Source organism: Cellulomonas algicola, assembly GCF_003851725.1.
Lineage (GTDB): Bacteria > Actinomycetota > Actinomycetes > Actinomycetales > Cellulomonadaceae > Cellulomonas > Cellulomonas algicola.
In genome coordinates this window covers 15,961-28,202 of record NZ_BHYL01000149.1, presented here as the reverse complement: position 1 = coordinate 28,202, position 12,242 = coordinate 15,961, and the positions used below count along the sequence as shown (strand labels likewise).

General features: G+C 73.9%; 5 protein-coding genes. 1 reads left to right on the top strand and 4 read right to left on the bottom strand.

The genetic code is table 11. From position 1 onward, the window contains the following. Positions 1-146: 146 nt before the first annotated feature. Positions 147-1,190 carry a glycosyltransferase family 4 protein gene (locus CTKZ_RS10785; protein ID WP_124342951.1) on the top strand — a complete coding sequence of 348 codons (1,044 nt, stop codon included), beginning with the start codon at positions 147-149 and terminating at the stop codon, positions 1,188-1,190. A 54-nt stretch (positions 1,191-1,244) separates the two neighbouring features. On the opposite strand, the gene CTKZ_RS10780 is transcribed toward CTKZ_RS10785, so the two are convergent. From CTKZ_RS10780 to CTKZ_RS10765, 4 genes are all read right to left on the bottom strand, one after another. Beyond that, positions 1,245-2,618 (bottom strand): flippase, encoded by a 1,374-nt coding sequence (locus CTKZ_RS10780; RefSeq protein WP_124342950.1) that lies wholly within the window; start codon positions 2,616-2,618, stop codon positions 1,245-1,247. Next, the gene (locus CTKZ_RS10775) at positions 2,615-3,652 is read right to left on the bottom strand and encodes a glycosyltransferase family 2 protein (RefSeq protein WP_124342949.1); all 1,038 of its coding nucleotides are present in this window, start codon (positions 3,650-3,652) and stop codon (positions 2,615-2,617) included. The genes CTKZ_RS10780 and CTKZ_RS10775 overlap by 4 nt, the downstream gene beginning before the upstream one ends. 38 nt (positions 3,653-3,690) lie before the next feature. Continuing rightward, a complete protein-coding gene (locus tag CTKZ_RS10770; RefSeq protein WP_124342948.1) occupies positions 3,691-8,400 on the bottom strand; it encodes a PKD domain-containing protein in 4,710 nt (1,569 codons plus the stop codon). Positions 8,401-8,670: 270 nt separating this feature from the next. After that, positions 8,671-12,201 (bottom strand): PKD domain-containing protein, encoded by a 3,531-nt coding sequence (locus tag CTKZ_RS10765; protein WP_124342947.1) that lies wholly within the window; start codon positions 12,199-12,201, stop codon positions 8,671-8,673. Positions 12,202-12,242: the final 41 nt, after the last annotated feature.

The window sequence follows — 12,242 nt, the reverse complement described above, 5'->3', positions numbered from 1 at the left end:
GCCCGACGCTCCGCTCGCGCGCGCGCCGCCTGTCCGCAGCACCCCGGCGCCGCCGCCCTCGCACGCCGCGCACCCGTGCCGCGTCCCGCTCTCGCACGCGCCGTCGGCGCGCCGCGTCCCGTCGTGCTGCACCCCGAGGAGCCCCGATGACCGCGACCCCGGTCACCGCGACCCGCACCGCCGTCGAGGTGGTCTTCCGAGCCGAGCGGGACGTCGCGTCGTGGGAGGCCCGGCACGCGCGCGGCGAGGTGCCCGGCCGCTGGCCCTACGGGCTCGACCTGCTCGAACGCACCGGCGCGTCGGTCACGACCGCGAGCCTGCCCGAGCCGACGCGCGCCGACCGCGTGCGCGCGCTGCTGCGCGCCGCGGTGCCGCACCGCGGCCGCCCCGACGTCGGCATCGCGTGGGACGAGAACCTCGCGCGCCGCATGCTCGTCCTGTCCCCGCACGCCCGCATGTTCGCCGGCACGATCTGGCTCACGGACGCCCTCGAGATCGACCCGTCGTCCGACCGGGTGCGCGGTGCGCTCGACGTGCTGCGGCGCATGGACGGCGTGTTCGTCAACAGCCGCGCGCAGGTCGAGCCGCTGGAGGCCGCGCTGGGCCGGTCGGGCCCGCCGGTGTCGTTCTTCACGTTCGGCGTCGACCACGAGTTCTTCTCCGCGCAGCCGCCCGCGCCCGCACCGCTCGTCGTGAGCGTCGGCGGCGACCGGGACCGCGACCCCACCACGCTGTTCGCCGCGCTGTCGCGCGTGCACGAGGCGCGCCCGGACGTCGAGATCGTCGTGCAGAACTCCTCCGACGTGCCCGCGCCTCCCGGCGTCACGAAGGTGCCGCGGCTGTCGCACACCGAGCTGCGCGACCTGTACGCACGGGCGAGCGTCGTCGCGATCGCGACCCGCCCGAACCTGCACATGTCCGGGCTCACCGTGAGCCTCGAGTCGATGGCGACCGCCCGGCCCGTCGTGCTCACCGCGACGCCCGGGCACGAGGACTACCACCGCGACGGCGAGACCGCGCTGCTGGTCGAGCCTCAGGAGCCGACGGAGCTGGCGGACCGCGTGCTCGGCCTGCTCGACGACCCGGACGCGGCGGTCGCGCTCGGTCAGCGCGCGCGGAAGGCGGTCGAGGACCGGTTCACGTCCGCGCACCTCGTCGACGGCATGGCCCGCGCGGTCGGCCTCGTCTGAGAGACGCCAGCGGCGGGGCGCGTCAGCGGCGGGGCGCGTCAGCGGCGGGGCGCGTCAGCGGCGGGGGCGGAGGCGGCGGGTGACGCCGCCGACCAGTGAGCCCGCGTAGCCGCGCAGGATCGTCAGGTCGGTGCGGCGGACGCCGTAGAACGACAGCATCGAGACGCCGAACAGCCGCTTGAGGAACCACTGGTTCAGGCCGGACGAGACGACGTAGCCGAGCAGCGTCGCCCACGCGGCGCCCATCGCCCCGTACGTGGGGACGAGCAGGACCAGCAGGCCGATGTTGAGCACGCACGCGATGACGAGCGCGATGCTGCGCAGGCCCGGGCGGCCGCGCGCGGACAGACCGGCGCCGGCGATGGACCCGGGCGTGCTGATGACCACGGCGACCAGCAGAAGCCACGCGATGGGCACCGCGGGCGCGAACTCCTCGCCGAACAGCAGCGGGAGCCACCAGATCATCGTGCCGCCGAGGACGAGCGCGACGACCGTGCAGATGAGCGTCGAGATGCGGGCGGCGGCGGCGAGGCGCGCGTCCTCGCTGCGGCTCGCGTCGGTCACGAACGTCACGTCGCGCACGGCGCGGTGGATGACGAGCGGGAGCTCGCTCACGTTGACCGCGACGACGTAGAGGCCGAGCTCGTAGGCGCTGCTCAGCGGGGTCATGATCGTCTGGTCGACGCGCGACAGCAGGATCCCCGAGATGGTGCCGATCCAGAGCCGCAGGCCGTACCCGGTGAGCGCGCGGGTCGACGCCAGGCCCTCGGTGTCGGGCTCGGCGGGCGGCAGCCGTCGGGGCAGCGTGAGGTACGCGAGCGCACCCATCACGGGCATGACGGCGAGCACGACGGTCGCCGTGAACGGCGTCAGGTGGCCGGTGAGCCACAGCGGGATCAGCACGGCCAGGCGGAGGCCGGACGCGAGGACCTTCTCCCACGCCACCATCGCCCAGCGCTGCAGGCCGGACGCGATGCCGCGCAGGACGCCCAGCAGGAGCGTCGGCAGCACCGCGAGGGACGCGACCGCCATGAGCTTCTGGATCTCGAGGTCGCCGCCCGACAGCCACTCGCGCGCCGCGAACACGGCCCCGGTCGCGAGCAGGCCCGCGAGCACGACGATGGCCGCACCGTTGCGCGCCGCGACCCGGACGAGCCGCGGGTGCCGCGCGACCGCGTACGACACGGCCTCCGGCACGCCGAAGGTCATGAGCGCGATCGCGAGCCCGAGCGGCGCCGTCGCGGCGGCGACCGCACCGCGTCCGTCGACGCCCAGCGACTGCGCGAGGATCGGGCCGCTCGCGAGCGCGACCACGGGCGGGAACAGGTTCCCGACCAGCGTGATCGTCATGCTGCGGGCGGTGCCGCCCTTCGCCTTCGTGCGGTCCTCCACCGCCGGCCCCCCGGTCTCCCCGGTCCTGCGGGTCACGACGCGCCCGGCACCTTCCCGGCGCGCACCGTACGCCGCCCGTCGCGCGCGTACTCGACGTACACCGTGCCGTACGCCCCCGCGATCATGCCCGTCCCGCGTGCGAACGTGCGACGGCCCTTCGCCTGGTGGACGTGCGAGCGGGTGACGGTGCCGAGCGCCCAGCGGGCCGCGCCCCCAGCGGCCCGGACCGCCCCCTGCCCCGTCACGCGCGCCCGCACGAGCGCGCGGTCCAGCGGGCCGTCGGCCAGCACGACGGACGTGCGGCCCCACGTGTTGCCGTTGCGGAACGCGCGCGCGAGCACCCAGCGTCGCGTCACGCGGTCGGGCGGGACGACGTCGACCACGACGGCCTCGTCGCACCACACCATCCGCCCGCCTGCCTTCGCGAGCTGCCGCGTGAGGAGCTGGTCGGAGCCGCCGGACAGGCCGAACCGCTCGTCGAACCGCAGCCCGAGCGCCCGCACGCGCGCCAGGTCGAGCAGGAGGTTGTTGGTGGCTGCGACGTCGGTCGTCGTGCCCGTCGGCAGGCGTCGGCGGTCGAAGAACCGACCCGCCGCGACCCACGCGTCGGGCTGCTGCTCGAACTCCGAGACCACGGGCCCGACGACACCCTCCGGTCGGTCCACCAGGTACGTGTCGACGAGCAGGCGCAGCCACGTCGGGACGGGCCGCTCGTCGTCGTCGATGAACACCAGCAGGTCGGCGTCGCCCGACTCGTCGAACGCGCGGTTGCGGGCCGCGGCGATGCCCGGCTGCGGCTCGTGCGCGTACCGGACGACGGGACCGCCGTCGGCCGCGGACCGCGCCGCCTCGTCCTCCACGACCCCGCGCGCACCGCCGTCGGGGTCGTTGTCGACGACGAGCACCTCCGCCGGCGGGTCGAGCAGCGCGGCCTGCGCCACGAGCATCGGCAGCGCCGCCCGCAGGTCGTCGGGGCGCCTGTACGTCAGCACCCCGACGACCGTGCGCGGGTCGTCGTGACCGGCCGTCGCCGCGTCGTGCGCAGCCACCGTCTTCGAGCCGTCCTCCATCGGTCCCCCTGCCGGACGTCGCTCCCCCTGAGCGGCGATCATGGCACGACCGGGCGCGCCACCAGCTCGCTCCACCGAGCCGTGAGCGGCAGCGTCGTCGTGGTCGCCGACGTGTACACCGACAGGCCGATCCCGCCCGCGGCCTGCAGCGCGGCCGTGGTGCTCGTGCCCGACAGGGTCCACGCCGTCGGCTCCGGCGAGCCCGAGGCCCACACCTTCGCGCGCAGCGTCGTCGTGCCCGTCCCGGTCACCTGGAAGCGGGTCTGCAGCGTCTGCCCGGCGGCGTACGTGATGCCGGGGACGTTGACCTGCGCCACGGTGACCGTGGTGCCGGCGGAGATCCCGACGATCGACGCCCGGACCACGCCCGTCGACAGCATCTTGAGCCGCAGCCGGTAGCCGTCGGTCGTGCCCGCGGTGCGACCCGCGAGCTCGAGGTCGGTGCCCGAGCCCGTCGGCATGACGTCGAGCGCGACCTTCGCCGTGAGGTCCGTGCTGGTCGACGAGACCGGCAGGAAGGACGACAGGCGGAACCCGGCGCCGGTGACGCGCATCGCGCCCGTGCCGCTCGCGACGGAGAAGTTCGCCGCCCCGCCCTGGACCGTCCACGCGCCGCCGGTGTCGGCCGAGCCCCAGCCGCCCGTGACCGACCGCGCGAACGGGTCGAGCGCGAACGGGGCGTCGGCGGGCGGCGCGGCCACGGTGACCTCGCGGGTCGTGGTGCCGGTGTCGCCGTCGTCGTCCGTCGTCGTGAGCGTGATCGTGTACGTGCCGTCGGCCGCGTACGGGTGGTTCGCCGTCGCGCCGGTCGCGGTCGCGCCGTCGCCGAACTGCCAGGCGTACGACGTGATCTGACCGTCCGCGTCGGTCGAGGCCGACGCGTCGACCGCCACCGCGAGGTGCGTCGGCGTCGCCGTGAAGGCCGCCACCGGGCCCTGGTTCGGGACCGGCGCCGCCACGGTGACCTCACGGGTCGTCGTGCCGGTGTCGCCGCGGTCGTCCGTGACGGTCAGCGTGACCGTGTACGTGCCGGCCGCCGCGTACGTGTGGGACGCCGTCGCGCCCGTGCCGGTCGCGCCGTCACCGAAGTCCCACGCGTGGGCGGTCAGGGTGCCGTCGGCGTCGGCCGACGCGGAGCCGTCGACCGCGACCGTGAGGTCGGTCGGCGTCGCGGTGAACGCCGCCACGGGCGCCTGGTTGGGCGCCACGACCGTGACCGTGCGGACGGTCTGCGCGCTGCCGCCGCGGTCGTCCGTGACGGTGAGCGTCACCTCGTAGTCGCCGCCCGCCGCGTACGTGTGCGTCGGGGCGGGTCCGTCGCCCGTCGTGCCGTCGCCGAACGTCCACGCGTGCTGCGTGATCGTGCCGTCCGGGTCGGACGACGTGCCGGCGTCGAACGCGACCGTGAGGTCCGTCGGCGTCGCGGTGAACCCGGCCGTCGGCAGCTGGTTCGGCGCGACCACGGTGACGTCGTGGGCGACCTGCGCGGTCGCGCCCTTGTCGTCCGTGACCGTCAGCGTGACGGTGTAGGTGCCGCCCGCCGCGTACGTGTGCGACGGGGTCGCACCCGTGGCGGTCGCGCCGTCGCCGAACGTCCAGGCGTAGCCGGCGACGGTGCCGTCGGAGTCCGTCGACCCGGTGGCGTCGAACGCGACGGCGAGGTCGGTCGGCGTCGACGTGAAGGCGCCCACGGGCGGCTGGTTGGGCAGCTGGCCGGTCTTGCCGAGCGCGTAGTGGTTGGTCACCGTCTGCGCGTCGAGGACCGAGGAGTAGACCGCGACCTCGTCGATCGTGCCCGCGAACCACGCCTGCGGGCCCCACGTCGTGTCGCCGAAGATCCGCCAGTAGCCGTTGTACGCCTGCGCACCCGTCTGCGGGTTCGTGCCCTGCAGGGCGCCGTCGACGTACAGCTTCATGCCGTCGGGGCCCTGCGTGGCGACCAGGTGGTGCCACTGGTTGTTGTTGTACGACGCGGCCGTCGTGATCGTGTTGGCCACGCCCGTCCAGGTGCCGAACGTCAGACGCCCGTTCGTCTCCATGTAGACGTGCCGGTCGTAGCTGCCCGACACCCCGGTGTTGGTGTCGCCGAAGCCGATGAGCTTGCCGCCGTTGTTGGTCGACGTCTTGAACCACAGCTCCTGCGAGTACACCGTCGGGTTCGAGACCTGCTGCGTGCTCGCGACGAGCGTGTTGCTCGAGCCGAGCGACCGGACCGCGGTGTTGCTCACGCCCGACAGCGCGCCGGTCTGGCTGCGCAGGAACGTGCCGCGGTACACGCCCGGCGTGCCGTACGGGCCGGAGTCGGCCGCGGTCGTGCCCGATCCCTCACCGAGCCGCCAGTACAGCTCGGGGCCGGCGTCGTAGACCGCCTTGCCGTACTTGTCGGCGGGTGCCGGCGGCTTGGCGACCGTGCGGCCCGACAGCGTGTAGTGGTTCTCGACCTGCGCGACCGTGAGCGGCGCCGGGTAGACGGCGACGTCGTCGATGCTGCCCGCGAGGTAGCTGCTCGTCGGCTGGTTCGGCCACCCGCCGAGGTTGTCGCCGCCGATCCGCCAGTAGCCGGCGTATGCCTGGCCCGTGGTCGTGTCGGCGCGCTGCCCGACGCGACGGCCGTCGACGTAGAGCTTCATGCCCTCGGTGCCCATCGACGCCACGACGTGGTGCCACTGGCCGTCGTTGTACGACGCGGAGCTCGTGAGCGTCCGGACCGAGCCCGGGTACACGCCGAACGTGATCTTCCCGGAGTTCTCCATGTAGACGTGCCGGTCGTAGCTGCCCGACGAGCCCGTCTGGAGGTTGGAGAACCCGACGATCTTGCCGCCGCGCGTGGTCGTGGTCTTGACCCACGCCTCGACCGCGAACGAGTCCGGTCCCTGGATCGCCGTGCTCGTGGCGCCCGTCGAGCTCGCGGTGCCGTCGAACGTCGAGGCGGCGTTCGGGTCGTCGACGATCGCGCCGGCCGCGCCGCGGGTCACGGTCGACCCGAGCGTCAGGTCGGACCAGCCCACCCAGTCGAACGCGGTGGTGCCGCTGGGCTCGCCGAGCCGCCACAGCGACGTCGCGCCGTCGGTGCGCACCTGCTCCGCGTACGCGCTGGTCGAGGCGTCGTCGGAGACGGTCACCTGGACCTGGTCGGTGATCGCGGAGTTGCCGAACGGGTCGACGGCCTTGATCCGGTACGTGTACGTCGTTCCCGGCGTCAGCCCGGTGTCGAGGAAGCCCATCTGCGGGCGCTTCCAGACGACCGACGCCGCCGTGACGGTGTGGATCACCTGCCCGTTGCGCGACACGGTGTACGTGAGGTTCTCGTTGTCGCGGTCGTAGTTCGCGGGCCAGCTCAGGCGCACCGTGCCGGACTGGAACGACGCCGCCGACAGCGGCCACGTGGACGAGCCCAGGCGCGGACCCTGCTTGTTGGGCGCGGTGTCCGTGCGCGCGAACCGCGCGAGGCCCTGCTGGCCCTTGTTGTTGACGATCGTGAACTCGCCCGCGTACAGCAGGTACTGGTCGTTGCCGGTGACCGTCCACGGGCCCTGACCCTGGCCGGTGTACGAGCCCGAGTTGATGTCCGGGTACCAGTTGAGGAGCGTCGGCGTGGGCTTGCCCGCGTAGTTGTAGTAGCCGTACGGGTCGGCGGTCGCGACGCCCGTCACGGCCTTGCTGAACGCGAGCGCGCGGTAGAACGTCCACGGCTCGGTCTGCGGGAAGCCGCCGATGTTGCCGCAGTAGTGCGGGTGTCCCGCGACGTACACCGCGTCACCCGGGCCGGGCCACGCCGCGTACGTGTCGCCGTGGCAGTCCTCGACCCAGATCAGCTCGCCCGTGGCCCAGTCGCCGCGCGCGGTGCCCTCGAGGTTGCCGGTGCTGCCGAAGACGTAGCCCGTCACGTAGAAGCTGGTCGCGTCGCTCGACAGGCTCGTGATGGACGCCTGGGTCGAGCCGTTGCGGATGAGCCCGTTGATCGCGAGCGGCAGCGTCGCACCCGTGACGGCGTCGACGCGCGCCAGTCCGTAGCCCGGGTTCCCGCTCCCGTTGAACGTCGAGAAGCTGCCGCCGACGATGACCTGCGTCTGGTCGGGCGACACGACGAGCGCGCTCACCGAGCCGTCGTCGGCACTGGGCGCCCACGGCAGGAGCGCGCCGTCGGCCGCGTTGAACGCGGCGACCTTGTTGCGCGCCGACCCGTTGGCGTTGGTGAACGAGCCGCCGACGTACACGGTCGTGTTGGTCGCGACGATCGTGCGGACCTGCGAGTCGACGCCCGGGTTGAAGGACGTGACGAGCGCGCCCGTCGCCGCGTCGAACGCCGCGATCCGGTACCGCGCCTGCCCCGCGATGCTCGTGAAGTTGCCGCCCACGTACACGCGCGTCCCGTCGGGCGACACCGCGACCGTCCGCACCTGCGCGTTGGGGTTCGGCGCCCACGACGCGTCGAGCACGCCGGTCGCCAGGTCGTACGCGAGGAGGTTGGCGCGGGGCACGAGGTTGGTGCCCGCGGACGAGCCGGCCGGGCGCGCGTTCGCGAAGTCGCCGCCGACGAAGACGCGCGACCCCGCGATGCCCTGCTGCCAGACGACGCCGTCGATCTGCACGGTCGGCAGGGAGTCGGCGGCGACCGTCAGCGGGGTCCCCTCGAGCGGGGCGGTGTCGGCGGCAGCCGGCGTCGCGAGCGTCGCGCCGGCGAAGGTCAGGGCGGCGGCTGCGACGAGCGCGGCGGATCGGGCGACGAGTCCGCGGAAGCGGGTCATGGGGCACCTCGGGGGCGACGGGGGCGCACGGCAGGGCGAGCCGCGCACGAGGATCGTAAGCAGCGGAAACCGCCCCGAAGGGGGTGGAACCGGGTGAACTGGACGCGCAACCGGGTGATTCGGACGAATCGTTTCGTCGCTGCGAGTGGCGCGGCGCGCGGGGCTGTCCAGGGGAAGCCTTTGCCGTGCTCTCCCGGGACGCACGACGGCCCCGCCTCCCGCGGGTGCGCGGGACGGCGAGGCCGTCGGTGTGCCTGTGCTGGGCGCCGGTCAGGCGGTGACGGGACGCGCCGTCAGCTGGCTCCACCGGGCGGTCAGCGGCAGCGTCGTGGTGGTCGACGAGGTGTAGACCGACAGGCCCACACCGCCGCCCACCTGGAGCGCCGCCGTCGTGCTGGTGCCGGTGAGGGTCCACGCGGCGGGCTCGGGCGCGCCCGCGGGCCACACCTTGAGCCGCAGGGTGGTCGTGCCCGTGCCCTCGACCTGCAGGCGCACCGACAGGGTCTGCCCGGCCGTGTAGGTGACGCCGGGGACGTTCACCTGCGCCACGGTCGCGGTCGTGCCCGCGGACACCCCGATGAGCGACGCGCGCACGACACCCGTGCTCAGCATCTTGAGCCGCGCGCGGTACCCGTCGGTCGTGCCGACCGTGCGGCCCGCGACCTCGAGGTCCGTCCCGCTGCCCGTCGGCGCGGCGTCGAGCGCGACGTCCACCCGGACGTCGGAGCTCGTCGACGAGACCGGCAGGAACGAGGACAGCCGGAACCCGGCACCCGTGACGCGCATGGCACCCACGCCCGACGCGACCGAGAAGTTCGCCGCGCCGCCCGCGACCGTCCACGCGCCACCCGTGTCGGCCGTGCCCCAGCCGCCCGCGACGGTCCGCGCGAACGCGTCCGCGGCGAACGGCGCGTCGGCCGGCGGTGTCGTGACCGTGACGTCGTGCGTCGTCTGCGCGGTCGCGCCGTCGTCGTCGGTGACCGTCAGCGTGACCGTGTACGTGCCGTCGGTCGCGTAGGCGTGCGACGCGGTCGTGCCGGTCGCCGTCCCGCCGTCGCCGAAGCTCCAGGCTCGCTGCGCGATCGTGCCGTCGGGGTCGGACGAGCCGGCCGAGTCGACCTGCACCGAGAGCCCCGTCGTCGCCGTCGTGAACGCGGCGACCGGCGGCTGGTTCGGCGGCGGCGCGGTCACCGTCACGTCGTGCGACACCTGCGCGGTGTGGCCGTCGTCGTCCGTCACGGTCAGCGTCACCGTGTAGGTGCCGCCGGTCGCGTAGGCGTGCGACGCGGTCGCGCCCGTGCCCGTGCCGCCGTCGCCGAAGCTCCAGGCGTACGACGCGATCGTGCCGTCCGGGTCGGCCGACGCCGAGCCGTCGACGTTCACCGTCAGGCCGTTCGGCGTCGGGGTGAACGCGGCCACCGGGGGCTGCTCCGGCGCCTCGCCCGTCACGCCGAGCGTGTGGTGCGCCGCGACCGTCCCCGGCGCGAGCGCGAACGGGTACACCGCGACCTCGTCGATCGCACCGTTGAAGTTGTTCGACGTCGGCGCGTTCGGCCAGCCGCTCAGGCTGTCGCCGCCGATCCGCCAGAAGCCCGTGAAGTTGCGGCCGGACGGGTTGTCGGTGCGCGACGCGACGAGCGCGCCGTCCACGTAGAGCGCCATGCCGTGGCCGTCCATCGTGCCGACGACGTGGTGCCACTGGCCGTTGTTGACCGCCTGCGGCGACCTCACCGTGCGGTTCTGGCCCGGGCTCGCGCCGAACTGCACCCGTCCCGCGCTGTCGACGTACAGCTGCCGGTCGCGCGTGCCGCTCGTGCCCGTCAGGCTCGTGGAGCTGCCGAACCCGACGACCCAGCCGCCCTGGTTCGACGTGGTGCGGATCCACGCCTCGACGGACAGCTCGTTCATGTCCTGCTCGCGCTGCGGCGCGACGACACGGCTGTTCGTCGTGCCCGCGAACGTCGTGGCCGTCGTCGAGTCGCCCGCGATCGCGCCGGTCGTGCCACGGGTCAGCGCGGTGCCGGTCGTGGCGTCGTCCGTGCCGGCCGCGTCGAGCGCGGTCGTGCCGCTCGGCTCGCCGAGGCGCCAGTAGTGCGACGCGCCGTCGGTCATGACGGTCTGGGCGTACGGGCTCACCGGTCCGGTGCCGTCCGCGACGACCTGGACCGACGGGCTCGTGACGGTGTTGCCGTACGGGTCGGAGACCCGCACCGCGTACGTGTACGACTGCCCCGGCGTCAGGCCGGTGTCGGTGTACCCCTGCGTCGGCCGCTTCCAGATGGTCGACGGCTTGACCTCGTTGGAGACCGGCGTCCCGTTGCGCAGCACGCGGTAGGTGAGGCCCTCGTTGTCGAAGTCCGCGTTCGCGGTCCACGACACGCGCACCGCGCCCGTCCCGATCCCGCGGGCCGTCGGCGTGAAGTCGGCGCCCGAGAACCGCGGACCCTGGTCGTTCGGGGCGATGCTCGGCACCGCGAACCGCACGAGACCCTGCTGGCGGCGGAAGTTCACGTTGAGGAACTCGCCGCCGTAGACGATGTACCGGTCGTCGCCGGTGACGGCCCACGGGCCCTGGTTCTGGCCCGTGTAGGTGCCGGTGTCCAGGTCGGGGTAGAAGTTCAGCATCTCGGGCGCGTCCGTGCCCTCGAAGTTGGTGTAGCCGAGGTGCTCGCGGCCGAGCTTGCGCATCGGCTGCTTGGTGTACGCGTCGGCGCGGTAGAACAGCCACTCGTCGTTCTGCGGCGTGCCGCCGACGTTGCCGCAGTAGTGGTGGTGGCTCGCGGCGTAGACCACGGGACCCTGCGCGTGCACGGCGTACGAGTCGCCGTGGCAGTCGGCGATCCAGCGGATCGAGCCGGTCTCCCAGTCCGCGGCGAAGACGCCCTCGAGCGTGCCGCCCGAGCGCCCGAACGTGTAGCCCGTGCCGTACATGTTGTCCGCGTCGCCCGTGAGGCCCGTGATCGACCCCGCGGTGCCGCTGTTGCGGATCTGCGACGTCGCCGGGAACGACAGCGGGGCGCCGGTCACCGCGTCGACGCGCGCGAGCCCGTCCGGGGCCGCGGTGCTGCCGTTGAACGACGTGAAGTTGCCGCCGACGATCACGGTCGCACCGTCGGGCGAGACGGTCAGGGCGCTCACCGAGCCGTCGTCGACGGTCGGGTTCCACGGCAGCAGCGCACCGTTGGCGGCGTTGAACGCGGCGAGCCGCGTCCGCGTCGCGCTGCCGGCCTGCGTGAAGATACCGCCCGCGTAGACGGTCGTGTTGGTCGCGGCGAGCGCCCGGACCTGGCCGTTGGTGCCCGCGTTGAACGTCGTGACGAGCGCGCCGCTCGCCGCGTCGAACGCCGCGATGCGGTACCGCGTGGTCCCCGCGATGGTCGTGAAGTTGCCGCCGACGTAGATGCGCGACCCGTCCGGCGACTTCACGACCGCGCGGACCTGCGCGTTCGGGTTCGGCGCCCAGCCGCTGTCGAGCACGCCGGTCGTGACGTCGAAGCGCAGGAGGTTGGTGCGGGTGACCGTGTTGACGCCTGCCGCCGCGCCTGCCGGGCGCGCGTTCTGGAAGTCGCCGCCCGCGTACACCTGGTTGCCGACCATCGTCTGCTGCCAGACGACGCCGTTGATCTGCACCGTCGGGAGCGCGTCGGCGGCGACCGTCGGGGGCAGCTCGGGCGGCGGGGCGGTGTCGGCCTGCGCCGGCGCGGCGCCGACGACCAGCCCGACGGCGACCGTCGCCGCAGCGGTGAGAAGGGCCCACGCACGAGCGACCGGACGACGGTCGGTGACTGGACGCAGAGACATGACGACACCCCGGGGCGCTCGGACAGTGGGCGAACGCGCAC

Excerpts from the sequence above, each read along its gene's own strand:
- CTKZ_RS10785 (WP_124342951.1), top strand. The coding sequence starts at position 147 with ATGACCGCGACCCCGGTCACCGCGACCCGCACCGCCGTCGAGGTGGTC.
- CTKZ_RS10775 (WP_124342949.1), bottom strand. The coding sequence starts at position 3,652 with ATGGAGGACGGCTCGAAGACGGTGGCTGCGCACGACGCGGCGACGGCC.
- CTKZ_RS10770 (WP_124342948.1), bottom strand. The coding sequence starts at position 8,400 with ATGACCCGCTTCCGCGGACTCGTCGCCCGATCCGCCGCGCTCGTCGCA.
- CTKZ_RS10765 (WP_124342947.1), bottom strand. The coding sequence starts at position 12,201 with ATGTCTCTGCGTCCAGTCACCGACCGTCGTCCGGTCGCTCGTGCGTGG.